This window comes from Streptomyces sp. NPDC050560, from assembly GCF_044457285.1.
Lineage (GTDB): Bacteria > Actinomycetota > Actinomycetes > Streptomycetales > Streptomycetaceae > Streptomyces.
Genome location: NZ_JBITGT010000001.1, coordinates 1,057,120 through 1,083,025 on the forward strand (window position 1 = coordinate 1,057,120; position 25,906 = coordinate 1,083,025).

Here is a 25,906-nt window from a genome sequence, read left to right on the forward strand (position 1 = left end):
CGCACCCGCGCCGGGGACGCGCCCGGGCGCCGCGCGGAACACGCCTGCGGCGGGCGCCTTCGGCGTACCGTGACCCCCCGGGGCGTGACGGCACGCCCCGCCGGCGCTCCAGAGTCCCGACCTCCGGTCCACGGCGAAGGGGCCCGGGGACACCCAGCGCGTCACGAGTGAAGGAACCATGCACCCACCAGCCCAGCGACTCACCCGCCTCCTTGTCTGCGCGGCCGCCGTCCCGGTGATCCTGGCCGCCGCCGGATGCTCGTCCGGCGGCTCGGGCGGCTCGGACGACGGCGACGCCAAGGGCGGCGGGAAGTCGTCGGCCGCGGCCTCCGCGAGCCCGACCGCGCCCGCGAAGGCCGCGTACTCCTCGCTGCCCGCGGCGTGCGACACCGTCTCCGCCAAGACGCTCGACTCGCTGGTGCCCGAGGCCGACAGCAAGAAGGGCAAGGAGGGCGAGTCGGCGGACACCGGGCGGCGCGCAAGCTGCTCCTGGGACAGCCTCGACAACAACGGCGTCAAGGGCTCCCAGTTCCGCTGGCTGAACGTGTCGCTGCTGCGCTTCGACTCCGACACCGCGCGCGGCACGGGCAACAAACAGGCCACGGAGTACTACACCAAGCAGATCGACACCGCCAAGGCCACCGAGGGCGCCACCGACGCCAAGGACACCCCGGTCGCCGACACCGGCGACCAGGCCACCGCCGTCAGCTACGACCTGAAGAAGAAGGAGGGCGCCTTCAAGCAGCAGACGGTCGTGGTCCGGGTCGAGAACGTCGTCGTGACCGTCGACTACGACGGCGCCGGGCTCGCGGGCGACAAGGCGCCGGACGCGGACGACCTCGCGAAGGACGCCCAGCGCGCCGCGAAGGACGCCGTGGCGGCCGTCGAGGCGGTCGGCAAGGGCGGCGGCTCCGACGCGCCCTCCGACTCCCCCTCCGGCTCCTCATCGAAGAAGCCGGGCGGTTCGTCCTCCTCCGAGAAGTCCGACAAGTCGGACAAAGCGCTCGGCGGCTGAGCGGGGCGCCCCTGACGCGCCGTCCCGGGCAGCCCCCGGGAGGCGACCCGTGCCGGGCGGAGCCGCCCCGAAACCGGCCGGTACCGCATCGTCAGTTTCCCGGCGCCACCTGGGCTTTCACCCCACGCCCCGGATGTGGCCCCGGACCGCTTGCGCCACCGCGCGAACGTTTGCCGTACACATGTGCCAGGCTGTTGCGCGCAACACGCCATGACAGGACGCCCGCAGGGCACCCTCGGCACGCGGAACCCGTCCGTTCCGCGGCACTTGGGGCGCGGGTCGAACGCCGCCGTGCGGTACGCCGGACGGCGGTAGTGGAGGGGAGCACGGGTGGCCGGGCCACTGAAGCTGACACGGACGCACCGCATACTCGTGGGCCTTGTGGTCGCGGGGGCGGTCGTGATCGCGGGGATCGGCTTCGCCGGATCGTACGCGGCCGTGCGGAAACTGGCCGAGCAGAAGGGGTTCGGCGACTTCTCGCTCGTCTTCCCCATCGGCATCGACGCGGGCATCTGCGTGCTGCTCGCGCTCGACCTGCTGCTGACCTGGATTCGCATCCCCTTCCCGCTGCTGCGGCAGACGGCGTGGCTGCTGACCTTCGCCACCATCGCCTTCAACGGCGCCGCAGCCTGGCCCGACCCGCTCGGCGTGGGCATGCACGCGGTGATCCCGGTGCTGTTCGTGGTCTCGGTGGAGGCGGCGCGGCACGCGGTCGGCAGGATCGCCGACATCACCGCGGACAAGCACATGGAGGGCGTCAGGCTCACCCGCTGGCTGCTCTCGCCACTGCCGACGTTCCTGCTGTGGCGGCGGATGAAGCTGTGGGAGCTGCGGTCGTACGAGGCCACCATCAAGCTGGAGCAGGAGCGCCTCGTCTACCAGGCGCGGCTGCGCTCCCGCTTCGGCCGCGCCTGGCGGCGCAAGGCCCCCGTGGAGTCGCTGATGCCGCTGCGGCTCGCCCGCTACGGGGTGCCGCTCCAGGAGACCGCGGGGGCCGGGCTCGCGGCGGCGGGCATCGAGCAGACGTCGCTGCCCACCCAGCCCGGCGCCCCCGAGCTGACGGCCGGGGCCGCAGGGCCGCGGGCGCGGGACGCGGCGGGCGACGAGGCGCCGAGCCAGTGGTTCGCCACCCAGCAGAACGTGGACTACCAGGGCGACTACGACCCCCACTACGAACCGCCCACCTATGTGCCCGCGGAGGAGCACCAGACCTGGTACGACGCCCAGCCGCAGCAGATCCCGGTCCCCCAGCCGCGCTCGGCCGAGCCCGACCAGGGCCCGATGCGCCACCCGGCTCCCGGCCCCGGGCAGTACCGGGGCGCGGGCCCCGCACAGGCACAGCAGCCGCAGCCCCGGCAGCCCCAGGCACCGCGCCAGCAGGGCCCCCAGGGACCTCAGGCCCCCCAGCCCCAGCAGCAGCCCCAGCCCCCGCAGGCACCGGCACCCGGGCAGCCCGTACCGCAGCCCGCCCCGGGTGACGTGCCGCTCCCCGAGCCCGAGCCGCAGTTCCAGGTGCCCGACGGGGCGGGCGGCATGCGGCCGCTCGGCGAGGGCGTGGCGGAGGCGGCCCCCTCCGACGAGGACCTGTACCAGGTCTTCCGGCACTCGATAGAGGGCGAGGGCATGCCGACGCCCCGCGCGTTCGCGTCGAACGTCGAGGCCGCCTACGGGCTGCGCCTCCAGGCCCGCGAGGTGACCCACTACATGGACAGCTTCGCGGCCCGGCTCAACAGCGAGCTGTTCGAGGACCACATCGCGTAGACCCGCGCGCGGGCGCCCGGTGCCTTCGGGGAACCGGGCGCCCCAGGACCAGGCGCCTCAGGACCAGGCGCCTCAGGCGCCTAGCAGCTCCCGCACCCGGTCCTCGCCCACCGCGAGCAGCAGTGTGGGCAGCCTCGGTCCCGTGTCGCGCCCGACCAACAGCCGGTAGAGCAGCACGAAGAACGACCGCTGCGCGGCCTTCAGCTCCGGCGTCGGCGCCGCCTCGGGGGCGAGGCCCGCCATGGTCTTCGGCACCCCGTAGACCAGCGTCGTCAGGCCGTCGAGCGACCAGTGCGAGGCCAGCCCGTCACGCAGCAGCCGCAGCGCGCCGCGGGCGTCCTCGTCGAGCGAGGCGAGCAGCGCGGTGTCGGGCTCCTCGCGGACCACGGTGCGCTGCTCGGCCGGGACGTGCCCGGTGATCCACGCGGCGGCCCTGTCGAGCCGGGGCCGCACCTCGTCGAGCGAGGCGGGCGGGCGCGCCGGGTCCAGGTCGCGCAGGATGCGCAGGGTCAGCTCGGGGTGGCCGCCGGTGATGTCCGACACGGACGCCAGCGTGCGGTACGGCAGCGGGCGCGGGGTGCGTGGCAGCTCGCCCGCGGCGGTGCCCACCGCGCGCGTGTACGCCGCCGCGTCGGCGGGCAGCACCGCGGCGCCGCCCTCGCGGCCCTCCGCGACCCTGGCCGTCAGCCGGTCCCACTCGTCGTACAGCCGCTGGATCTCCTGGTCGAAGGCGATCTTGAAGGACTGGTTGGGGCGGCGGCGCGCGTAGAGCCAGCGCAGGAGCTGGGGCTCCATGATCTTCAGCGCGTCGGCGGGCACCGGCACCCCGCCCTTGCTCGACGACATCTTCGCCATGCCGCTGATGCCCACGAACGCGTACATCGGGCCGATCGGCCGCTCCCAGTCGAAGAGCCCGACGATCTCCCGGCCGACCTGGAAGGACGAGCCGGGCGTCTGGTGGTCGACCCCGCTCGGCTCGAAGACGACGCCCTCGTACGCCCAGCGCATCGGCCAGTCGACCTTCCACACCAGCTTGCCGCGGTCGAACTCGGCGAGCCGCACGGTCTCGGTGAAGCCGCACTCCTCGCACAGGTACGTCAGCTCGGTGCTGTCGTCGTCGTACGCCGTGACCCGGGTGAGGTCCTTGCCGCAGTTCCCGCAGTACGGCCTGTAGGGGAAGTAGCCGACGCCGGTGCCGCTGCCGTCGTCCTCCGCCGCGGCGCCCGAGCCCTCGGCGGCCTCGATCTCGGCCTCGTCGAGCGGCTTCTGCCGCTGCTGCGCCTTCGGCGCCGTCTGCGCCGGGCCCGCCTGCGGCTTCTTCGTGCGGTACTGGCCGAGGATCGCGTCGATGTCGGCGCGGTGGCGCACCGCGTGCAGCACCTGCGCGCGGTAGGCGCCCGAGGTGTACTTGGCGGTCTGGCTGATGCCGTCGTACTCGATGCCGAGATCGTCGAGCGACGCGGCGAGCTGCGCCTTGAAGTGCTCGGCCCAGTTCGGGTACGGGGAGCCGGCGGGCGCGGGGACCGAGGTCAGCGGCTTGCCGATGTGCTCGGACCAGGACGCGTCGGTGCCCGGGACACCGGCCGGCACCTTGCGGTAGCGGTCGTAGTCGTCCCAGGAGATCAGATGGCGCACCTGGTGCCCGCGGCGCCTGATCTCGTCCGCGACCAGGTGCGGGGTCATCACCTCGCGCAGGTTGCCGAGGTGGATCGGGCCCGAGGGGGAGAGCCCCGAGGCGACCACGACGGGTTTGCCCGGTGCGCGGCGCTCCGACTCGGCGATGACCTCGTCCGCGTAACGGGAGACCCAGTCGGCGCTCTCACTGCTCTCAGCCACGATCGGCACGTCCTCTTTCCTCGGCTTCCTCGGTGCGGTGTTTCCCCGGTCCGCTGTGGTCCTCTGGTACCTGGGCTCTCCGGGGGCGCCACCCCCCGCCGCGCCATTCTCCCAGCTCGGGCCGCAAGCGCGAAAATCGCTTTTCAGGGCATGAAATACTGAGGACAACCGCCCCATCGTCGAGGAGAACGGCACCTTTCCATGGCCTCGGTCATCTCCCTCACCGCTTCCGTACAGCAGCGTCTCGCGGACGCCCTCTCGGCTGCCCTGCCGGAGGCCCCCTCCGCCGACCCGCTGCTGCGCCGAAGCGACCGGGCCGACTACCAGGCCAACGGCATCCTCGCGCTCGCCAAGCGCACCAAGTCCGACCCGAGGGCGCTCGCCGCGCGGGTCGCCGAGGCCGCCGCGGGCGACCCGGTGCTCGCGGACGTGGAGGTCTCGGGGCCCGGCTTCCTCAACGTGACGGTCGCCGACCGCGCCATCACCGAGAACCTGGCGGCCCGCGCCGCCGACGAGGACGGCAGGCTCGGCGTGCCCACGGCGCCGCACCCCGGCACCACAGTCATCGACTACGCGCAGCCCAACGTGGCCAAGGAGATGCACGTGGGCCACCTGCGGTCCGCCGTCATCGGGGACGCGATGGTGCGGCTGCTCGAATTCACCGGCGAGACGGTGATCCCGCGCCACCACATCGGCGACTGGGGCACCCAGTTCGGCATGCTCATCCAGCACCTGATCGAGCATCCGCACGAGCTGGACCGCTCCGCGGAGCAGACCGGCGACGAGGCCGCCTCGGGCGAGGCCGCCATGTCGAACCTGGACCGGCTCTACAAGGCGGCGCGCGCCGCCTTCGACGCCGACGAGGACTTCAGGGACCGGTCGCGGCGCCGCGTCGTGGCACTGCAAGCGGGCGACCCGGCGACGCTGGCGACCTGGCAGAAGTTCGTCGACGAGTCGAAGGTCTACTTCCAGGCGGTCTTCCACAAGCTGGACATGGAGGTGCGCGACGAGAACGTGGTCGGCGAGTCCGGCTACAACGACATGCTCGACGAGACCTGCCGCCTCCTGGAGGAGGCGGGCGTCGCGGTCCGCTCGGAGGGCGCGCTGTGCGTGTTCTTCGACGATGTGAAGGGCCCCGACGGCAAGCAGGTCCCGCTGATCATCCGCAAGTCGGACGGCGGCTACGGCTACGCGGCCACCGATGTCTCCGCGGTACGCGACCGGGTGTTCCACCTGAAGGCGAGCACCCTGCTGTACGTGGTCGACGCCCGGCAGACGCTGCACTTCAGGATGGTCTTCGAGACCGCCCGCAGGATGGGCTGGCTCGGGGACGGCGTCACCGCGTACCACCTGGCCTTCGGCACCATCCTCGGCAAGGACGGCAAGCCGTTCAAGACCCGCGCGGGCGAGAGCGTACGGCTCCAGGACCTGCTGGACGAGGCGGTGGAGCGGGCCACGGCGGTGGTGCGCGAGAAGGACACCAGGGGCGAGCTGACCGAGGCGGAGATCGCGGAGCGCGGGGAGCAGGTCGGCATCGGCGCGGTGAAGTACGCGGACCTGTCGACGTCCGCGAGCCGTGACTACAAGTTCGACCTCGACCAGATGGTGTCCCTCAACGGCGACACCAGCGTCTATCTCCAGTACGCGTACGCGCGGGTGCGCTCGGTGCTCCGCAAGGCGGGCGACACGGCCCCCGTGCCCCACCCGGAGCTGCCGCTCGCGGACGCGGAGCGGGCCCTCGGCCTCCACGTCGACGCCTTCGGCGAGGCGGTCACCGAGGCGGCCACGGGCTACGCCCCCCACAAACTGACCTCGTATCTCTACCAGTTGGCGTCCCTGTTCACCACGTTCTACGACCAGTGCCGCATCCTCGACCCGCAGAACCCGAGGGACCTGGTGGAGAACCGGCTGTTCCTGAGCACGACGACGGCGTCAACACTGCGCCAGGGCATGGAACTCCTGGGGATCAGGGCACCCGAGAGGCTGTGAGGCCCCGCCTCGCCGCCGGTACCGTCCCGGCAGAGGAGGTGGCCGGGGCGGCCCCGGCGGCCAGTTCGTGATGGTGCCGGGGCTGAGGTGTCACCGTGGGGCTCTACAGTCACGGGCATGGCGATGCTTCCCAATCCGCTGCCGAAACTGGCGGCCGACCCGACCGGCGGGGTCCTCGGGCTCGACCTGCCGCCCGGGGCACTGATCGACACCACCTTCGAAGGCCACTGGCACGAACCCCTCCTCTGGTGCGCCGAGGCACCCGCCCGCCCGGGCGACTGGTCCCGGCTGCTGACCGCCCGCCGCGCGGCGGGCCTGCACCCCGTGCTGATCAGCGGGGACGAGGAGGAGGACGACGAGGGGCCGCAGGACTGGGAGTTGAGCCCCGGCCAGGTCAGCTATCCCGGCGACCACGACGCGGAGGAAGTCCTCGCGGACTACTGGGAGGAGTACGCGGCCGACGACGCCCCCGACGGCGAGGGCGGCAGGGACGGCGGGTCGGCCGACGACACCACCATCGCCCCCTACGGGCCCGACTGGCCCGGCCTTGCGCGCCCCTTCACCTCCGCGCCCACCCCGGAGAGCGAGGCGGACGCCCGCGCCGCCGAGGTCGCGGACTCGCTGACCGAGCGCGGCGGCGCCCTGCCAGAGCCGAGGATCGCGCTCGTCCCGGCCCGCCGCAGCGCGGACATCCCCGCCGCGATCGGCTGGACGGGCCCGCTGAACTACGACGGCGACGTGGCCAGGCTCTGTGCCGTGCTGCGCTCCTGGGAGGACCGCTTCGGCATACGCGTCGTCGCCCTCACCTTCGACCAGCTCATCGTGTCGGTGGCGGCCCCGCCCACCACCGCGGAGGAGGCCGAGGCGCTGGCGGTCGAGCACTTCGCCTTCTGCCCCGACAACATCACCCAGAGCGACTACGGCACGCTCAGGGAGTACGCGGCCAAGCAGCTCCTGAACCGGCGCTCGTGGTCCTTCTGGTGGGACTGACGGCCCGCTGAGGACCCACCCGTGCCGCCGCCGCGCCCGGGAGCCACGCCCGGGCGCGGTGGTGGACGGTGGTGCGGGTCAGCGTGCGGCCGGGTCCTGGAGGCGGCGGGCGACCTCGGTCGCCCAGTAGGTGAGGATGACGCTCGCCCCGGCCCGCCTGATGCCGAGCAGGGTCTCCATGATGGCGCGGTCCCGGTCGACCCAGCCGCGCTCGGCGGCCGCCTCGACCATCGCGTACTCGCCCGAGATCTGGTAGGCGGCCACGGGCACGTCCACCGTGTCCGCGACCTTGGCGACGATGTCCAGATACGGCCCGGCGGGCTTCACCATCACGATGTCGGCGCCCTCCTCCAGGTCGAGCGCCAGCTCCCGCAGCGACTCCCGTACGTTCGCCGGGTCCTGCTGGTACGTCTTGCGGTCGCCCTGGAGCGAGGAGGCGACGGCCTCGCGGAAGGGGCCGTAGAACGCGGACGTGTACTTGGCGGTGTAGGCGAGCACGACGACGTCCTCGTGGTCGGCCGAGTCCAGGGCCTCCCTGATGACGCCGATCTGGCCGTCCATCATGCCGCTCGGCCCCACCACATGGGCACCGGCGTCGGCCTGCGCCCGCGCCATCTCCGCGTACCGCTCCAGGGTGGCGTCGTTGTCGACGCGGCCGTGCTCGTCGAGGACGCCGCAGTGGCCGTGGTCGGTGAACTCGTCGATGCACAGGTCCGACATGATCAGCAGGTCGTCGCCGACCTCGGCGCGCAGATCGCGCAGGGCGACCTGGAGTATGCCGTCCGGGTCGGTGCCGGCGGAGCCGATCGCGTCCTTCTTGCCGTCCTCCGGCACCCCGAAGACCATGATCCCGGAGACCCCGGCCTCCAGCGCCTCCACGGCGGCCTTGCGGAGGCTGTCCCGGGTGTGCTGCACGACACCCGGCATGGAGGCGACGGGCACGGGCTCCGCGATGCCCTCACGGACGAAGGCCGGCAGGATCAGATCCGCCGGGTGCAGCCTGGTCTCGGCCACCATCCGGCGCAGTTGCGCGGTGCGGCGCAGGCGCCGTGGCCGAGCCATGGGAAAACGTCCGTAGGTACTCACACCAACTCCTCCAAGTGCCGCTTGCCCCCACGGTAGCGCGGGGACGGCTGGCGCCTGGCCGGACCCCTCGGGCGTGCGCAGTGGGGGATTCCGCCGGACCTTCACCGTCGTGGTCACGCGCCGTCGCGGCGGTTTTCGGAAGGGAGGCTCCGCCTCCCTCCCACCGCAGGCACCCGGCGACGCAGGCGCGCCACCGTGGCGGCGGTTCCGAGGGGGCGCGCCCCCTCGGGAGACACGCCCCTACGACCTACGCCGCCGCGCCCCGGGCCGCCGCTCGCTCGGCCGGGTCACCGGGTCGCCCGCCTCCACCGCCGCGGCACGCCGCTCCGCGCCGAAGTCCGCCAGCGCCTCCGCGAGCCTGAGCACCGAGGGCTCGGGCGCCATGACGTCCACCCGGAGCCCGTGCTCCTCCGCGGTCTTCGCGGTGGCGGGGCCGATACAGGCGATCACGGTGACCGCGTGCGGCTTGCCCGCGATGCCCACCAGGTTCCGTACCGTGCTCGACGAGGTGAAGAGCACCGCGTCGAACCCGCCGCCCTTGATCGCCTCGCGGGTCTGCGCGGGCGGCGGCGAGGCCCGTACGGTGCGGTAGGCCGTGACGTCGTCGACCTCCCAGCCCAGCTCGATCAGGCCCGCCACCAGGGTCTCGGTGGCGATGTCGGCGCGCGGCAGGAAGACCCGGTCGATCGGGTCGAAGACCGGGTCGTACGGCGGCCAGTCCTCCAGCAGCCCGGCGGCCGACTGCTCCCCGCTCGGCACCAGGTCGGGCTTCACACCGAAGGCGACGAGCGCGGCCGCGGTCTGCTCGCCCACCGCGGCGACCTTTATCCCGGCGAAGGCGCGGGCGTCGAGCCCGTACTCCTCGAACTTCTCCCGCACCGCCTTGACCGCGTTGACCGAGGTGAAGGCGATCCACTCGTAGCGCCCCGTGACCAGGCCCTTGACCGCGCGCTCCATCTGCTGCGGGGTGCGCGGCGGCTCGACGGCGATGGTGGGGACCTCGTGCGGCACGGCGCCGTACGAACGGAGCTGGTCGGAGAGCGAGGCGGCCTGCTCCTTGGTCCGCGGCACGAGCACCTTCCAGCCGAACAGCGGCTTGGACTCGAACCAGGAGAGCTGGTCGCGCCGTGCGGTGGCGGAGCGCTCGCCGACCACGGCTATGACGGGTCTGCCGCCGTCCGCCGACGGCAGCACCTTCGCCTGCTTGAAGACCTGCGCGATGGTGCCGAGGGTGGCGCCCCAGGTGCGCTGCCTGGTGGTGGTGCCCGCGACCGTGACGGTGAGCGGGGTGTCGGGCTTGCGGCCCGCCGCCACCAGCTCCGCGGCGGCCCCGGCCACGGTGTCCAGAGTGGCGGAGACCACCACGGTGCCGTCGGAGGCGCCGACCTCGGTCCAGCAGCGCTGCGGCGCGGTCGCGGCGTCGATGAAGCGCACGTCCGCGCCCTCGGCGTCGCGCAGCGGCACCCCCGCGTACGCGGGCACCCCGACCGCGGTGGCGATGCCGGGGACGACCTCGAAGGGCACCCCGCCCGCCGCGCACGCGAGCATCTCCTCGGCGGCGCAGGTGTCGAGCCCGGGGTCGCCGACGACCGCACGCACGACCCGCCTGCCGCCCTTCACGGCCTCCATGACAAGATTGGCCGTGTCCCTCAACACGGGGGTCACAGCGGTTTTTGACGCCCCGTTGACAGCGGGGACTGCGGTGACCGCGGAGGGCCCCGGCGCGCCCTGCGTGGCGTCCCACACCGCGACGTCGGCCCTGGTGTGCGCGCGTACCACGTCGAGCACGTCGGGCTCGGCGATCAGTACGTCAGCGCCCGCCAGCGCCTCCACGGCGCGCAGTGTCAGCAGTCCCGGATCTCCGGGTCCCGCACCGAGGAAGGTGACGTGCCCGTGTGCCCGATGGGCGCTAGCCACGGTGACGGCTGTTTGATTCGAGGTGGTGGGGCTCAATGTGCTCGCTCCCCCATCAGACCGGCCGCGCCCTTGGCGAGCATCTCTGCGGCGAGTTCACGGCCGAGCGCTTGGGCCTGCTCCTGCGTCTCGGGCACGGGACCGGTGGTGGACAACTGCACGAGCGAGGAGCCGTCGGGCGTGCCGACGACGCCACGCAGGCGCATTTCCCTGACAATCTGCCCGTCGGCCCGCAGGTCCCCACGCTCCGGCGGAGCCGAGAGTGAGGGAAGGTCGGCCAGTGCTCCCACGGGGGCGCTGCAACCGGCTTCGAGGGCGGCGAGCAGGGACCGCTCGGCGGTGACGGCGACCCTGGTCAGGGGGTCGTCGAGGGCGCCGAGTTCGGCGGCGAGCGCGGGCGCCGAGGCCGCGCACTCGACCGCCAGTGCCCCCTGGCCGGGGGCGGGCAGCACCACGTCGGCCGCGATGACGTCGGTCACCTCTCGTGACCTGTCGAGGCGGTCGAGTCCGGCGGCGGCGAGGACGACGGCGTCCAGTTCGCCGGAGCGCACGTATCCGATGCGGGTGTCGACGTTGCCGCGCACCGGCACCGTCTCGATCAGCAGGCCGCACGCGCGCGCGTACGCGTTGAGCTGGGCCATCCGCCGGGGCGACCCGGTGCCCACGCGCGCGCCCGGCGGCAGTTCGGCGAGCGTCAGGCCGTCCCGCGCGACCAGCACGTCGCGGGCGTCGGCGCGCCGCGGTACGGCGGCGAGCACCAGCTCGGCGGGCTGCTCGGTCGGCAGGTCCTTGAGGGAGTGCACGGCGAAGTCGATGTCGCCGCGCAGCAGCGCCTCGCGCAGCGCGGTCACGAACACCCCGGTGCCGCCGATGCTGGCCAGGTGCTCCCGCGAGGTGTCGCCGTACGTGGTGATCTCGACGAGTTCCACGGGCCGCCCGGTGATCCGGCGCACCGCCTCGGCGACCTGTCCTGACTGGGCCATGGCCAGCTTGCTGCGCCTGGTCCCCAGCCGCAGCGCCCCCGGGTCGCGGGGGGCGGCGTGCTGCCCCGGGATGTTGCCGTCGGTCATGCTCGCCCTCGGTTCTTGCCGCTCTCGGTGTCGGCGTCGTTCAGGTCGGCCCGGGTGACGGATGCGACCGTCTCCGGGTCGAGGTCGAAAAGGGTGCGCAGCGCGTCCGCGTACCCGGCGCCGCCGGGCTCCGCCGCGAGCTGCTTGACCCGTACGGTCGGCGCGTGCAGCAGTTTGTCGACGACGCGCCGTACGGTCTGGGTGATCTCCGCGCGTTGCTTGTCGTCGAGCCCCGGCAGCCGTCCGTCGAGTCTGGCGATCTCCCCCGCCACCACATCGGCGGCCATGGTACGCAGTGCCACCACCGTCGGGGTGATGCGAGCGGCGCGCTGGGCGGCCCCGAAGGCCGTCACCTCGTCGCCGACGAGGGCGCGCACCTGGTCGACGTCGGCCGCCATCGGGGCGTCGGCGGAGGCCGCGGCCAGCGACTCGATGTCGACGAGCCGCACCCCGGCGAGACGGTGCGCGGCGGTGTCGACGTCCCGTGGCATGGCGAGGTCGAGCAGGGCCAGCACCGGGCTGCGGCGCGGGCGGGGCACGGGCCGCGGCCCGGGCAGCTCGGGCACCCGGCCGCCCGCGGCGGCGAGCGCGGCGATGGCCCGCGCCTCGGCCTCGGGGCCCCTGGGCTCCTGGCGGTGCCCGGCGAAGCCGCCGGCCACCCAGGCCGCGTGCTGTTCGAGGGCGGCGGCGTCGAGTCCTTCGACGGCGGCCTCGCCCTCGACGGAGAATCCGGTGGCCTCCTGCACGGCGGCCACGTCGAGCGGGCAGCCCTCGGGCTCGGGCGCGCGGCGCGGCGCCGCACGCCCGGCCTCGGCGGGAGCGGGCCCTGGCGCCGCCTCGGCGGGTGCGGCCTCCTCGGCCGGGAGCCGGTCGCGTACGGCGTCGGCGACCGCCTCGGCGGTCAGGACAAGCCCCGTGGCCCCGGTGCAGGAGACGGCGATGTCGGCGCGTGCCAGCTCGTGCGGCACCCGGTCCATGGGGATCGCGCGGGAGGCGACGCCCTGCTGGTCGGTGAGCGTGCGCGCCAGGCGCTGGGCCCGCGCGGCGGTGCGGTTCGCGACGATCAGCTCGGCGACCCCCGCCCTGGCGAGGGTGGCCGCGGCCAGTGACGACATGGAGCCCGCGCCGATCACCAGCGCCCGCCTGCCCGCCGCCCAGTCGGCGACCTGCTGCCCGTCCGCGAGCTGTTCGAGCCCGAAGGTGACGAGGGACTGCCCGGCGCGGTCGATGCCGGTCTCGGAGTGGGCCCGCTTGCCGACCCGCAGGGCCTGCTGGAACAGGTCGTTCAGCAGCCGCCCCGCGGTGTGCTGCTCCTGCGCCCTGGCGAGCGCGTCCTTGATCTGCCCGAGGATCTGGCCCTCGCCGACGACCATGGAGTCGAGGCCGCACGCCACCGAGAACAGGTGGTGCACCGCCCGGTCCTCGTAGTGCACGTAGAGGTACGGGGTCAGCTCGTCGAGGCCGACACCGCTGTGCTGGGCGAGCAGCGTGGACAGCTCGGAGACCCCCGCGTGGAACTTGTCCACGTCCGCGTACAGCTCGACGCGGTTGCAGGTGGCGAGCACCGCGGTGCCGTCCACCGGCTCCGCCTCCGCGGTGTCGCGGAGCAGCTTGGCCTGGGTGTCGGGGGCGAGGGCGGCACGTTCCAGCACGCTCACCGGGGAGCTGCGGTGGCTCAGCCCTACGACGAGAAGGCTCATGCGGGCATCACGGCGGGGACGTCCCCGTCGGGCCCCTTCCGGGCCTGGCCCTTCGCCTTGCCGGGCCCGTCGGCGGCGGTGCCCGGGGTGTCGGCGGTGTCGGCGGCCTCCGCGCCGGGGCCCGCCGCCTCGGCCGCCGCGGCCGCCCTGCGCCTGTCCTGCTCCTCGCCCGCCTTGCGCTGCTCGTGGAAGGCGAGGATCTGGAGTTCGATGGAGAGGTCGACCTTGCGCACGTCCACGCCCTCGGGCACGGAGAGCACGGTCGGCGCGAAGTTCAGGATGGAGGTCACGCCCGCGGCGACGAGCCGGTCGCAGACCTGCTGGGCGGCGCCCGCGGGGGTCGCGATGACGCCGATGGAGACGCCGTTGTCGGCGATGATCCGCTCAAGTCCCTCGGTGTGCTGCACCGGGATGCCCGCGACCGGCTTGCCCGCCATCGCGGGGTCGGCGTCTATCAGCGCCGCCACCCGGAAGCCGCGGGAGGCGAAGCCGCCGTAGTTGGCGAGCGCGGCGCCGAGGTTGCCGATGCCGACGATGACGACGGGCCAGTCCTGGGTGAGGCCGAGTTCCCTGGAGATCTGGTAGACGAGGTACTCGACGTCGTAGCCGACACCGCGGGTGCCGTACGAGCCGAGGTAGGAGAAGTCCTTGCGGAGCTTGGCGGAGTTCACCCCGGCGGCCTGGGCCAGTTCCTCGGACGAGACCGTGGGGACCGAGCGCTCCGACAGGGCCGTCAGCGCGCGGAGGTACAGCGGAAGCCGGGCGACGGTGGCCTCGGGAATCCCTCGGCTGCGAGTCGCCGGTCGGTGAGTTCGGCCAGTTGCCACGGTGCTCCTGCGGGTAGCGCGGGGCTGTGGGCGGCCATGCGTCCCGGGACCGCCCCGTCGAATGCAGGCTATGTCTTTGTGAACGCGTGCACAAAGATTGTGTCCGATTTGCCCTGGCAACGTGACCGGGGTCACGCACCTCGGGCCAGGGTTCGGGGAACCAGTACGAGCACACACTCGTTCCGCGGCCGAAGGGGGCAAAATCGCACAACTCCTCACGATTATCACCCCCGAGACCAGACCGCATCGATCGTAAGCGACACAGGACCGCTCTCGATCCGCTCGGAAGTGATTGTTTCAGCGCCACCCCAGCCGTACTCCAGCCGCGGCCCCGCCACCGGCGCGCCCGGCCGCGCGACGGCCCACCCCACCGCTCACGGCCGGTCACTCTGCGCGACGGGCGCAGCGGGGTCCCATCAGGGGCCGGGGCAACCGCGCACCCCCGCCGCGCCGCCCGCGCTGAGCGCCCCGCACGGCCCCGGGACCGGGCGGCACCGCGGCGCGCTCAGCGGGTCAGCGCCGCCCGCAGCCGGTCCTCGCGCACCCGCCAGAAGTCGTGCTGCTCCCCGTCCACGAGCACCACGGGGATCTGCTCCCAGTACTTCCTGTGCAGGTCGGGGTCCTGGGTGATGTCCTTCTGCTCCCACTCGGCGCCCAGGTCGGCGCAGACCCGCTCCACCACCGCCTGCGCGTCGTCGCACAGATGGCAGCCGGGCTTGCGGATCAGCGTGACGAGACGCCCCTCGGCGCGGGCCCTCGACGCCCGCCGGAACAGACCGCGTTGTCGAGTCATGCCCCCAGTCTGCCCCGTCCCCGCGGACCGCCCCGCGGCCGCCCCGGGTGGTCGCCGAGAGTTCACGCCCGCCGAACGCGCCCGCCCCCGGCCGTCCGAACAGACTGGCTATGCTCGCCACATGGCCGCTCCCGCATGGCTCACTTCGCGCAGACGCGCCACCACCCCGCGCAGCGTCCTGGCGGGCGAGGCCGCCGCCGAGGCCGCCCGCTCGGCGTACGCGGCCGACACCGCCGCCGCCCCGGGGTCCGACGCGCCCGACTTCCCCGTCCACGGCGACGACAGGGCGGCCGCCTTCTTCGACCTCGACAACACCGTGATGCAGGGCGCCGCGATCTTCTACCTGGGCCGCGGCCTCTACAAGCGCAAGTTCTTCCAGCGCCGCGAGCTGGCCAGGTTCGTCTGGCAGCAGACCTGGTTCCGGGTCGCCGGGGTCGAGGACCCCGACCACATCCAGGAGGCCCGCGACTCCGCGCTCTCCATCGTCAAGGGCCACCGGGTCTCGGAGCTGCGGGCCATCGGCGAGGAGATCTACGACGAGTACATGGCCGAGCGCATCTGGCCGGGCACCCGCGCCCTCGCCCAGGCCCACCTCGACGCGGGCCAGCGGGTGTGGCTCGTCACCGCGGCGCCCGTGGAGACCGCCACCATCATCGCCAGGCGGCTCGGCCTGACCGGCGCCCTCGGCACCGTCGCCGAGTCCGTCGACGGCGTCTACACCGGCCGCCTCGTCGGCGAGCCGCTGCACGGCCCCGCCAAGGCCGAGGCGGTACGCGCGCTCGCTCTGGCCGAAGGGCTCGACCTCGCCCGCTGTGCCGCGTACAGCGACTCGCACAACGACATCCCGATGCTCTCCCTCGTCGGCCACCCGTACGCGATCAACCCGGACACCAAGCTGCGCAGACACGCCAAGGAGCGCGACTGGCGGCTGCGCGACTACCGCACCGGGCGCAAGGCGGCGAAGGTCGGCATCCCGGCCGCCGCGGGCGTCGGCGCCGTGGCGGGCGGCACCGCCGCGGCCATCGCGATCCACCGCCGCCGCCACTGACCGCCACCGGCCGCCCACGCGCGCGTACGACCGTGCGACCCGCCGCGCGCGCGTACGACCCCACGGCCACCCACGCGCGCGTATCCGCAGCGCGCATGCTGCTCCCGTGCCGCGCGACGCGGTAACCTCCGTCGCACCGTGTCACCCGCCGCGGCGACGCCGCCCGACCCGAGACGGCCGGAAGCCCAGGGGCACCCCGTCCCCGCCGATACCACCCGGCCACAACACACCCCGCACTCAAACGGAATCCGAAGCATTTCGATCAACAAACGGTCACGAACCGTAAGTTGAATGGTCGGCAATCGATAACAGAAGCGACGTAACCGACGATTTGAGCAACTGGGTGTAGTGCCGCCTGTACGAAGCGTTATTCTCCTCAGACGCACTCCGGGTACCCACACGTCGCCATGACGGGTGAACGGTCCCGCACTGCACGTGATGCAAGCTCTGCCTCTGGGAGTCCCGTGTACCCACACGTCGGGGTCAACGCCTCGGGCCTGGCTACGCTCCGCGCAACGGTCCTCGACTGTCTGCGCGGCTTTGTCCCCACCGTCCCCAGCGCGTACGCCGTCCCCGCATACGCCGCACCGCACCGAGCCACGGGCCCCACGGCCCCGTGCTACGCCCTCGCCGACGGCCACGCCGCGGTGAGCAGACGGGGCCGCTCAGGGTCCGCGACCGCGACCCCGCGGCGCCCCGCCGCCGACAGCGACAGCGCCCGCATGATGGACCTGGTCGAGCGCGCCCAGGCCGGTGAGTCCGAGGCGTTCGGCCGCCTCTACGACCAGTACAGCGACACCGTCTACCGGTACATCTACTACCGCGTCGGCGGCAAGGCGACCGCCGAGGACCTCACCAGTGAGACGTTTTTGCGCGCCCTGCGCCGTATCGGCACCTTCACCTGGCAGGGCCGCGACTTCGGCGCCTGGCTCGTCACCATCGCCCGCAACCTCGTCGCCGACCACTTCAAGTCAAGCCGCTTCCGCCTGGAGGTCACCACCGGCGAGATGCTCGACGCCAACGAGGTCGAGCGCAGCCCCGAGGACTCCGTCCTCGAATCCCTCTCCAACGCCGCCCTGCTCGACGCCGTCCGCCGGCTCAACCCCCAGCAGCAGGAGTGCGTCACCCTGCGCTTCCTCCAGGGCATGTCCGTCGCCGAGACCGCGCGCGTGATGGGCAAGAACGAGGGCGCCATCAAGACCCTCCAGTACCGCGCCGTGCGCACCCTCGCCAGACTCCTGCCCGAGGACGCCCGCTGACCGCGGCGCACTCCACCGGCCCCGCGCCGCTCGCGCACCGCGGCGTACGCCGGGCGCACGGCGTGGACACCGGACACCCACGGCGCCTAGACTCGAAGGCGCGCGCACGGAGAGCTACGTCCAAATAACGTACGGTGAAAGCTCGTTGACGTCCCCGCCCGATCCGGGGACGTCCGTAACCCAAGTGCCGCGCCGCTCGTTGTGCGGGATACAGGCTCCCTGTGGTCGTGCCCGCGGCTCCCCTCATTCGATCGTGTGACCGCGGCCCGGGGCGCAATCCTCAGGTATGTCCTGGGGAGTCGACCGTCATACGAGAGGAGGTGCCGCCAGTGATCGCGAACGTATCGGCGCACCGGCGGGCGAACGCCTTCGCCCAGGCCCTGGAGGAGCGCTCCGCACGCGACGCGGCGGCCGAGCGGCCCGAGGAAACGGCCGAGGGGCCGGAAGAGGGCGCGCTGCTCGCCCTGGCAGACGGCCTCGCCGCCCTGCCGAGACCCACCCTCGACCCCCAGGTCAAGGTGGAGCAGCGGACCCGGCTCATGGCCGCGATGGAGGCCATGGCGCTCGACGGCGCGGATGCCGCGGACCCTTCCGTCCCGGAGCAGCGCTCCCCCGGGAGCGCCAAGGGCAGCCACCGGGCGGCAGGACCCCTGCGGAAGCTCCGGCCGCGCACCCGACTGACCAAGGGCCTTGCCGCGGGCGGGCTCACCGTGTCCGTGGCCGCCGGTGCCTTCGGCGGAGTCGCCGCGGCAAGCTCACACGCCCTCCCCGGTGACTCCCTCTACGGCCTCAAGCGGGGCATGGAGGACGTCAAGCTCGGGCTCGCCGACGGCGACACCGACCGCGGCGGGATCTACCTCGACCAGGCATCCACCCGGCTCAGCGAGGTCCGCCGCCTGATGGAGCGCCAGCGCTCGGGACCGCTCGACCACGAGTCGCTCGCCGAGATCCGCCGCACCCTCTCCGGCATGCGCCACGACGCCTCCGAGGGCCACCGTCTCCTCTACGGCGCCTACCGCAGGGACGGCTCCCTCGGCCCCATCCAGACCCTGTCCGCCTTCACCGACAACCACCGCGCGACCTGGTCGGACCTGCGCGACCGGCTGCCCGCGCAGCTCGGCGACGTCAGCAGCGAGGTCAGCGACGTCTTCGACGCCATAGACGACGAGGTCGCCCCGCTGCGCTCGCTGCTGCCCGGACCCCCCTCGAAGGAGGCGTCCGACTCCGGGGCCCCCGGCACCGGAGACACCTCCCCCGGCACCTCGCACCCCGCACGCGGCGCCACCCCCTCCGAGTCCGGCGCCCCCTCCACGGGCCACGGCCGGGGCGACGGGAAGCCGAGCCCCTCGCACTCCGGCGACGAGGGCGGCCCCCTCTTCGGCGACGGCTCCGGGCTGCTCGACCCGCCCGACAGCGGCACCGCCACCACCCCGTCCGACGGCGGCAGCGGCCTGCCCAAGCCGGACATCACCCTGCCGCCCCTGCTGCCGGGACTCATCCCCGGCCTCGGCATCGACGAGTCGGACGACTCCCACTAGGACGCGTCCGCACCGCCGCCGGGCGGCACGGCTCAGGGCCGGGACACCCACCACGGGGGCGTCCCGGCCCTGTTCTCCGCCCTGCTCAGAAGAACACCGAGCGCCGCTGCACAAGCAGCCGGTACAGGCTGTGCTGGATCTGCTCCCTGACCTGGTCCGTCAGGTTGAACATCAGCATCGGGTCCTCCGCCGCCTCCGCCGGATAGCCCTTCGTCTCGATCGGCTCCCCGAACTGGATCGTCCACTTCGTCGGCAGCGGCACCATCCCCAGCGGGCCGAGCCACGGGAACGTCGGCGTCAGCGGGAAGTACGGGATGCCGAGCAGCCTGGCCAGCGTCTTCGCGTTGCCGAGCATCGGGTAGATCTCCTCGGCGCCCACGATCGAGCACGGCACGATCGGGGTGCCCGCGCGCAGCGCCACCGACACGAACCCGCCCCGCCCGAAGCGCTGCAACTTGTACCGCTCGCCGAACGGCTTCCCGATGCCCTTGAACCCCTCGGGCATCACCCCGACCAGCTCCCCGCGCCCGAGCAGCACCTCGGCGTCCTCCGCGCACGCCAGCGTGTGCCCGGCCTTGCGCGCCAGCTCGTTGACCACCGGCAGCATGAACACCAGGTCGGCCGCGAGCAGCCGCAGATGCCGCCGCGCCGGATGGTGGTCGTGCACCGCGACCTGCATCATCAGCGCGTCGAGCGGCAGTGTCCCCGAGTGGTTGGCGACGATCAGCGCGCCGCCCTCGGCCGGCACGTTCTCGATGCCCTTGACCTCGACCCTGAAGTACCGCTCGTACAGGGGCCGCAGTACCGACATCAGGACCTGGTCCGTCAGCTCGCGGTCATAGCCGAAGTCGTCGATGTCGTAGTCACCGGTGAGCCTCCTGCGCAGAAACGCCAGGCCCCCGGCGAGCCGCCGCTCCCAGTTCGCGCCGCCCCCGGGCCCCGGAGCGCCCGCGGCGTCCCCGGCCCCGTCGTCCGTGGCGTCCTCGGCCCCGTCGGCGACCGCCGCGAGTTCCGCGGGCTCGGCGTCCGCCACGGGCCCTGGACCGCCCGCCGCGTCCCGCGCGGCCTCGTCGCCGCCGCGGCGGCCCGCCTGCCTGCCGCGGCGCGGCGCGGGCCGCTTGGCCCCGCCGCGCGGCCTGTTGTCGTCGTCGAACGGAATGACCTTGGCGTCAGGCATCGTCGATGCGCTCCTCACTCGCCGTTCCCGGACGCCGCCCGCCGCGGCCCTTCGCTTCCCGCCCCGTCCCCGGGCCCGTCCCCGCGCCGCCGGGACAGGAGCGGCAGCGCCGCGAGGGCCGTGGCGGCCCTGTCGGCCCGGTCGACGAGTCCCGCGACCGTACGGGGCGGCAGCAGGCCGGGCCCGCGGTCGCGTACGAACTCCTCGAACGTCTCCGCGGTGGTGTACGCGGGCTTGAAGCCGAGCACGTCCCGCATCTCCCGGGTCTCCACCACCCTGCCGTGCGTGAGCAGCCGCACCTGCTCGGGCGAGAAGTCCGTGACGCCCAGCGTACGCAGCGCGGAACCGGCCCAGGTGACCGCGGGCAGCACCACGGGGACCGTCGGCCTGCCGAGCCGCCGCGAGCACTGCGAGAGGGTCAGCACACCGTCCCCCGCGATGTTGAACGTGCCGCTGTTGAGCGTCCCCGACGGCGCCTCGTGCGAGCCGATGCGCAACACCTCGACCACGTCGTCCTCATGCACGAACTGGAGCCTGGGGTCGTAGCCGAACACCGTCGGCAGCACCGGCAGCGAGAAGTACTCGGCGAGCGGGGTGTCCCCGGATGGCCCGAGGATGTTCGCGAACCGCAGCACGCACACCGCCACATCGGGCCGCCGCCGCGCGAACCCGCGCACATACCCCTCGACCTCCACCGCGTCCTTGGCGAACCCGCCTCTGGGCAGGGACTTGGGCGGCGTCGTCTCCCGGTACACCGCCGGGTCACGGGGCGCGGAGCCGTACACGTTCGTGGACGACTTCACCACGAGCCTGCGCACCGTGGGCGACTTCTGGCACGCGCCGAGCAACTGCATCGTGCCGATGACGTTGGTCTCCTTGACCGAGGCCCGGCTGCCGCCACCGAGCGCCGTGCCGGAGACGTCCATGTGGACGACGGTGTCCACCGAGTGCTCGGCGAGCACCCGGGCGATCGCCGACTGCCGTATGTCGGCCTTCACGAAGTCCGCGCCCTCCAGCGGGTACTCCGGCTCCACGGCGTCCACCGCGATCACCCGCTCCACCTGCGGATCGCTCTGGACCCGGGCCACGAACCGGCCCCCGAGCCTGCGCGCCACCCCCGTCACGAGCACGATCTTGCCCAAGACCGCCGCCTGCCTTCCGCCTCGCACCGCTGTGCCCGCCTGGCCGAACACTCGTGCTCGACGGTACCGCCAGCCGGTTGCGCCTCGCTCGTACGACCGTACGCGGGCGGGCACATCGCCCGGTGGGGCGAGCCCGGACGGCCCCCGGGGCGCCCGCGGAAACGGCTGTGGCCCCTCCACACGGGGTGGAGGGGCCACAGAGCGCGATCGGCGCAGCGGTCGCCCGGCGATCTGCCCCGCGTGCGCGGGGCCGACCACTACTTCTTGTTACGACGCTGCACACGGGTGCGCTTGAGCAGCTTGCGGTGCTTCTTCTTCGCCATCCGCTTGCGCCGCTTCTTGATAACAGAGCCCACGTCTACCCTCGCTCACTTCTGGGACAACCCCCGCAACGGGCGGGAATCACTCGGTGCGGGGCTGCATGGGCCCACACGACCTACGAGGGGCTAGCCTACTCGCCCCGCGGCCGAGCCAGTAATCGAGGGTGGACGCTCAGGCCGTCTCCACCCCCACGTACGAGTCGCGAAGGTACTCGTGAACCGCTTGCTCCGGGACTCGGAAGGACCTCCCCACCCGGATCGCGGGCAGATGACCGCTGTGCACCAGCCGGTACACGGTCATCTTCGACACTCGCATCACCGAGGCGACTTCCGCCACGGTCAGGAACTGAACCTCGTTGAGAGGTTTCTCGCCAGCAGCCATGACACACCTGAACCTTCCGCGCGCGACCGGCACCGGCTTCCCCTCCGGTGACTCCACGTCGCTGCGCGCTCACTCCCCAGACTAGGGGCGGGTGATACGAGTGGGGAAGAGGAGCCACCTTCGGGCGCACTCACGGACAGACGCTCCCATTGGGGGCATAGCGACCACCCAACCCGTAGCGGGCGCAACGCCCGGCACCAACGGGCGCCCCGTCGCACGGTGTGCGCCACGCGCCGGTTGCACCACCCTGGCCGCTCCAGGCGCCGCCTGCGCCCGAAGCCCCGGACGCCGCGTCTGACCTGCTGCGCAGCAAGGCCACCCGCGCCCTCCGGCGCCCCACGAGGAGGCCGCACGACCATCGCGGAGGCCGCGGAAAGGGCCCGCGGGGACGCCGTTCGCGCCGGTCGCATTCGCAGTTCACCGTGCGCCGGTTCCCGCCTCGGCACGACTCCACAAAGAGCCCCGTCTCACCCCGTACGTAGCCGGAACCAGGTCGGTATGTCGACAGAGAGATCCGTCAACAAGCCGATGCGATCCCGTACTTCGGCCGCGGAACGCCCACACCCCGTACCCACCAGCCCCATCGGCACCCGAGCCGCCGGTCACGGAGCGTAGGCGGCGTCTACGTCTCCGATACGTTCCGTGCACACGGCATGCGGCACGCGGCATCCGGTACGGCCGTGGCACCGGGCCGTGGGTCAGGGCAGCAGGCCCCGCAGCGGGAACACCGCGTTCCTTGTGGCCCTGATCGCCTGGTCGACCCGGTCTGCCGGATCGTATCCCTGCTGCCACTCGGCGAAGGCGACGGGCCAGCGCCCGTCGGTCATCCGCCGCGGCCCGGCGGCCCGCGTCAGCGCGTACACGTCGTGCCGCCACTGCTCGGGGGTTTCGGTGCCCGGCTCGACGGGCCGCTCGGCGGCGATGGCCACGAGGTGCGCCCATGATCTGGGCACGACGTCGACGACCGAGTAGCCCCCGCCGCCGAGGGCGAGCCACCGGCCGTCGGCGTGCCGGTGGGCCAGGTCGTGGCAGGCGACCTGGGCGGCGCGCTGTGCGTCGAGGGAGACCGCCAGGTGGGCGAGCGGGTCCTCGAAGTGGCTGTCGGCGCCGTGCTGGGTGACGAGGACCTGCGGCGCGAAGTCGGCGACGAGTTCGGGCACGACGGCGTGGAAGGCGCGCAGCCAGCCCGCGTCGCCGGTGCCGGCGGGCAGCGCCACGTTCACCGCGGTGCCCTCGGCGCCCTCGCCGCCGGTCTCCTGCGGGAACCCGGTCATCGGGAAGAGGGTGCTGGGGTGTTCGTGCAGGGAGAGGGTGAGGACGCGGGGGTCGTCCCAGAACGCGGCCTGCACCCCGTCGCCGTGGTGCACGTCGACGTCCACGTACGCGACGCGTTCCGCGCCGAGTTCGAGGAGCCGGGCGATGGCGAGGGCGGCGTCGTTGTAGACGCAGAAGCCGGAGGCGTTCGCGGCCATGGCGTGGTGCAGGCCGCCGCTGAAGTTGACCGCGTGCGTGGTCCGCCCGCTCCACAGGGCCTCCGCGGCGGCCACGGACTGCCCGGCGATGAGCGCGGACGCCTCGTGCATCCCCGCGAAGGCCGGGTCGTCGATGGTGCCGATCCCGTGGGCGCCGTGTGCCGCGTCCGGGTCGGCGGAGGCGGCCTTCACCGCCGCGATGTACTCGGGCCTGTGTACGAGGCCCAGGGTGGTGTCGTCGGCGGGCGGCGCCGCGACGATGTCGAGGGCGGCGTCCAGGCCGAGGGCTCCGACCAGCCGTCTGGTCAGGGCGAGCCGCACGGGTTGCATGGGGTGGTCGGGCCCGAAGTCGTAGCCCGTGACGCCGTCGTCCCACATCATCTGTGTTCGGCCGCTCATGCCAGCCACCGTACCCGGCGCCCGGCGGCGGGGGCGCCGCCGACCCGTACGGCCCGCGCGCCGGGACACGGGAGGGGCCCCGCCGTGCGCCGCTCTCCCGCTGCGGCGCACGACAGGGCCCTCGGCTGCGGCGTCAGCCGGCGAACTCGCCTGCCGCCACCGGCCGCCGCGCGGCAACCGGCTCCCCGTCCGCCATGCCCGTCGCATCCGCCGCGCTCGCCTCGTTTGCAGCGTTCGCCGCGTCGACGGCCTCCTGGACCATCGTCTCCATAGGCGCCGCCCCGAAGCGCCCGGAGATCACGAACGCCACCGTCATGGCGACGGCGAGTATCACGTTGCCGAGCCACACCATGGTGTCCACGGGCACGCTGTAGGCGCCGATGACCCGCACCACGCACTCGCCGAGCAGCGCGAAGCCCCACACCAGGGAGAAGATCCGCTCGGCGCGGCGGAACCCGGCGGTCGGCGCGAGCCGTTCCCAGGCGGCGGCCTTGCGCACGTCGCCCTTCACCACCCAGGGCCTGACCCCGGCCGTCATCAGCGGCCGTCCCCTGACGACGGAGAGGAGGATGCCGAGCGCGATGATGCCGCTGACGCCGCTGTCCTTGGCGAGCATCAGCCGGGGGTCCCCGGTGACGGTGCTCAGCGCGAGGCTGACCATGTTGACGGCGAGGATCAGCCCGGCGAGGCCGTTGACGGTCCTGCGCTTCACGATGCTCAGCACGCTGCGGAAGGCGGGGACGATGCTGCTGAGCGCCAGGGCGGCGACGGTGCCGACGCCGAGGGCCCCGTGCAGCAGGTAGTACGCGCCGAGGGGCACGGCCACGTCGAGCAGCAGCGGCTTCAGCCCTTCGAGTGGGCTTTCCTGGACGGCTTCTGCGCCCTGGCCGGTCGTGTGCCCGGTGCTGTGCCGTGTGCTGCTGGCTGTGTGCTCACGCATGGCCGGCCCCCTCCGTGGTGACTGTTCGCGCCGTTCGTTCTCGACGTGTTCAGCTTCGTGGAAGGGCCCTGGCCGGCGGCAGGTCAGATCGTCCGGAACTGCGCGTGACAAATGTCAGCACCGCCCTGCCGACCCGTGTCACCGCTCGCCTGTGGGCGGCGCGTCGGCCGCCTATTTCAGCAGGTCGAGGAGGTCCGTCATGGTGTCGAAGAGCTGGCGGCAGCCGGCGTCGGTGAGCTTGTCGGGCGGGGTCATGGCCGTGAAGCCGTAGACCTCCATCCCGGCGGCGAGCCCCGCGCGGACCCCGAGGGGGCTGTCCTCGATCACGGCGCACCGCTCGGGCGGTACGCCCATGCTGGCGGCGGCGTGCAGGAAGAGGTCGGGGGCCGGTTTGCCACGGCCGACGTCCTGGGAGCTGAAGACGCGGCCGTCGTCGAACCAGCGGTCGAGCCCAGTGGCCCGGTGTCCGACCCTGATGCGCTCGTGCGTCCCCGAGGAGGCGACGCAGTACGGTGTGCCGTCCGCCGTGAGCCTTTCCAGTACGTCGGCGACTCCTGCGACGGGACGCAGTTCGCGGGCGAAGGCGTGGAAGACCCGGGCGTGGAAGGTGTCGTCGAAGTCGTCGGGGAGCCGCTGCCCGCTGCGCTCGAACACGGTGTCGTGGACGCGGTGCATGGCCCCGCCCATGTAGTCGCGGAGGGAGTCCTCATAGGTGGTGGGGTGCCCCAACTCGGTCAGATACGCGGCGAGTTCGCGGTTGGAGATGGGTTCGCTGTCCACGAGAACGCCGTCATTGTCGAAGATGACCAAGTCATGTCGCATACCGACGACTCTAAGCGCTGCCCAGAACCACCCCGACGCCCACGCCTTCTTCAACGCAGAAGTGCCCTGCACAGTGCCCCCAATCAGGGGCCCGTGCGGGGCACTTCTTCACAAAGAGTTCGGCGGTGTCCTACTCTCCCACGAGGTCCCCCTCGCAGTACCATCGGCGCAGAAGGGCTTAGCTTCCGGGTTCGGAATGTAACCGGGCGTTTCCCCCACGCTATAACCACCGAAACACAAACCACCAACCACCACCCACACCGCCGACTGGCAACGGTTGTGGGTGGTTGGCTGTTCGTGGTTTCAGAACCAACACAGTGGACGCGAGCACCTGAGGACAAGCCCTCGGCCTATTAGTACCAGTCAACTCCACCGGTCACCCGGCTTCCATACCTGGCCTATCAACCCAGTCGTCTCCTGGGAGCC

At 72.9% G+C, this 25,906-nt stretch carries 21 protein-coding genes and 2 rRNA genes; 7 read left to right on the forward strand and 16 right to left on the reverse strand.

Features of this window, described 5'->3' with window-relative positions:
- Positions 1-178 precede the first annotated feature (178 nt).
- Together ACIBIW_RS04580 and ACIBIW_RS04585 are read left to right on the forward strand one after the other, a co-directional pair.
- Entirely contained in the window at positions 179-1,015 is an 837-nt protein-coding gene (locus ACIBIW_RS04580; protein ID WP_399331807.1) for a DUF3558 domain-containing protein, read from the forward strand.
- Positions 1,016-1,345: 330 nt separating this feature from the next.
- Positions 1,346-2,776 carry a DUF2637 domain-containing protein gene (locus tag ACIBIW_RS04585; protein WP_399331809.1) on the forward strand — a complete coding sequence of 477 codons (1,431 nt, stop codon included), beginning with the start codon at positions 1,346-1,348 and terminating at the stop codon, positions 2,774-2,776.
- A 72-nt stretch (positions 2,777-2,848) separates the two neighbouring features.
- Here ACIBIW_RS04585 and lysS read toward each other — a convergent pair whose 3' ends face one another.
- Positions 2,849-4,621, reverse strand: a complete 1,773-nt coding sequence (lysS, locus tag ACIBIW_RS04590) for a lysine--tRNA ligase (RefSeq protein WP_399331811.1) — start codon at positions 4,619-4,621, stop codon at positions 2,849-2,851.
- A gap of 192 nt (positions 4,622-4,813) precedes the next feature.
- On the opposite strand from lysS, the gene argS reads away from it, so the two are divergent.
- Together argS and ACIBIW_RS04600 are read left to right on the forward strand one after the other, a co-directional pair.
- On the forward strand, positions 4,814-6,601 hold the full coding sequence (argS, locus tag ACIBIW_RS04595; protein ID WP_399331813.1) for an arginine--tRNA ligase: 1,788 nt from the start codon (positions 4,814-4,816) through the stop codon (positions 6,599-6,601).
- Positions 6,602-6,718: 117 nt separating this feature from the next.
- Positions 6,719-7,591: a DUF4253 domain-containing protein gene (locus ACIBIW_RS04600; RefSeq protein ID WP_399331815.1), complete on the forward strand. Its 873-nt coding sequence runs from the start codon at positions 6,719-6,721 to the stop codon at positions 7,589-7,591.
- Positions 7,592-7,669: 78 nt separating this feature from the next.
- On the opposite strand, the gene hemB is transcribed toward ACIBIW_RS04600, so the two are convergent.
- The 6 genes from hemB to ACIBIW_RS04630 form a co-directional block, all read right to left on the reverse strand.
- Complete coding sequence (gene hemB / locus ACIBIW_RS04605; protein WP_399331817.1) at positions 7,670-8,677, reverse strand: porphobilinogen synthase; 1,008 nt, start codon at positions 8,675-8,677, stop codon at positions 7,670-7,672.
- A 240-nt stretch (positions 8,678-8,917) separates the two neighbouring features.
- Entirely contained in the window at positions 8,918-10,594 is a 1,677-nt protein-coding gene (locus ACIBIW_RS04610; RefSeq protein WP_399331819.1) for a uroporphyrinogen-III synthase, read from the reverse strand.
- Positions 10,595-10,626: 32 nt separating this feature from the next.
- Positions 10,627-11,661, reverse strand: coding sequence for a hydroxymethylbilane synthase (gene hemC / locus ACIBIW_RS04615; protein ID WP_399331822.1), 1,035 nt, complete (start codon positions 11,659-11,661; stop codon positions 10,627-10,629).
- A complete protein-coding gene (locus ACIBIW_RS04620; RefSeq protein WP_399331824.1) occupies positions 11,658-13,361 on the reverse strand; it encodes a glutamyl-tRNA reductase in 1,704 nt (567 codons plus the stop codon). Before ACIBIW_RS04620 ends, hemC begins: the two co-directional genes overlap by 4 nt.
- Positions 13,358-14,188 carry a redox-sensing transcriptional repressor Rex gene (locus tag ACIBIW_RS04625; RefSeq protein WP_399331825.1) on the reverse strand — a complete coding sequence of 277 codons (831 nt, stop codon included), beginning with the start codon at positions 14,186-14,188 and terminating at the stop codon, positions 13,358-13,360. The genes ACIBIW_RS04620 and ACIBIW_RS04625 overlap by 4 nt, the downstream gene beginning before the upstream one ends.
- Positions 14,189-14,693: 505 nt before the next feature.
- A complete protein-coding gene (locus ACIBIW_RS04630) occupies positions 14,694-14,981 on the reverse strand; it encodes a glutaredoxin family protein (protein WP_399331827.1) in 288 nt (95 codons plus the stop codon).
- Positions 14,982-15,102: 121 nt separating this feature from the next.
- Here ACIBIW_RS04630 and ACIBIW_RS04635 point away from each other — a divergent pair, with 121 nt between their 5' ends.
- The 3 genes from ACIBIW_RS04635 (at position 15,103) to ACIBIW_RS04645 (ending at position 18,826) form a co-directional block, all read left to right on the forward strand.
- Positions 15,103-16,029 (forward strand): HAD family hydrolase, encoded by a 927-nt coding sequence (locus tag ACIBIW_RS04635; protein ID WP_399331829.1) that lies wholly within the window; start codon positions 15,103-15,105, stop codon positions 16,027-16,029.
- A 464-nt stretch (positions 16,030-16,493) separates the two neighbouring features.
- Positions 16,494-17,288: an ECF subfamily RNA polymerase sigma factor, BldN family gene (locus tag ACIBIW_RS04640; RefSeq protein ID WP_399331831.1), complete on the forward strand. Its 795-nt coding sequence runs from the start codon at positions 16,494-16,496 to the stop codon at positions 17,286-17,288.
- A gap of 329 nt (positions 17,289-17,617) precedes the next feature.
- A complete protein-coding gene (locus ACIBIW_RS04645) occupies positions 17,618-18,826 on the forward strand; it encodes a DUF5667 domain-containing protein (protein WP_399331833.1) in 1,209 nt (402 codons plus the stop codon).
- Between the two features lie 85 nt (positions 18,827-18,911).
- On the opposite strand, the gene ACIBIW_RS04650 is transcribed toward ACIBIW_RS04645, so the two are convergent.
- From ACIBIW_RS04650 to ACIBIW_RS04690, 9 genes are all read right to left on the reverse strand, one after another.
- Positions 18,912-20,003: a lysophospholipid acyltransferase family protein gene (locus ACIBIW_RS04650; protein WP_399331835.1), complete on the reverse strand. Its 1,092-nt coding sequence runs from the start codon at positions 20,001-20,003 to the stop codon at positions 18,912-18,914.
- 14 nt (positions 20,004-20,017) lie between these two features.
- Positions 20,018-21,145 (reverse strand): NAD-dependent epimerase/dehydratase family protein, encoded by a 1,128-nt coding sequence (locus ACIBIW_RS04655; protein WP_399331837.1) that lies wholly within the window; start codon positions 21,143-21,145, stop codon positions 20,018-20,020.
- Between the two features lie 257 nt (positions 21,146-21,402).
- Positions 21,403-21,501, reverse strand: coding sequence for a 30S ribosomal protein bS22 (locus ACIBIW_RS04660; protein WP_003948845.1), 99 nt, complete (start codon positions 21,499-21,501; stop codon positions 21,403-21,405).
- A gap of 136 nt (positions 21,502-21,637) precedes the next feature.
- Positions 21,638-21,847 (reverse strand): helix-turn-helix domain-containing protein, encoded by a 210-nt coding sequence (locus ACIBIW_RS04665; protein ID WP_399331839.1) that lies wholly within the window; start codon positions 21,845-21,847, stop codon positions 21,638-21,640.
- A gap of 698 nt (positions 21,848-22,545) precedes the next feature.
- Entirely contained in the window at positions 22,546-23,718 is a 1,173-nt protein-coding gene (locus ACIBIW_RS04670; protein WP_399331841.1) for an acetoin utilization protein AcuC, read from the reverse strand.
- A 133-nt stretch (positions 23,719-23,851) separates the two neighbouring features.
- Positions 23,852-24,658 (reverse strand): VC0807 family protein, encoded by an 807-nt coding sequence (locus tag ACIBIW_RS04675; protein WP_399331843.1) that lies wholly within the window; start codon positions 24,656-24,658, stop codon positions 23,852-23,854.
- A gap of 171 nt (positions 24,659-24,829) precedes the next feature.
- A complete protein-coding gene (locus ACIBIW_RS04680; RefSeq protein ID WP_399331845.1) occupies positions 24,830-25,480 on the reverse strand; it encodes an HAD family hydrolase in 651 nt (216 codons plus the stop codon).
- A 117-nt stretch (positions 25,481-25,597) separates the two neighbouring features.
- A 5S ribosomal RNA gene (gene rrf, locus ACIBIW_RS04685) occupies positions 25,598-25,714 on the reverse strand.
- A 99-nt stretch (positions 25,715-25,813) separates the two neighbouring features.
- Positions 25,814-25,906 (reverse strand): 23S ribosomal RNA (locus tag ACIBIW_RS04690); the annotation flags it as partial.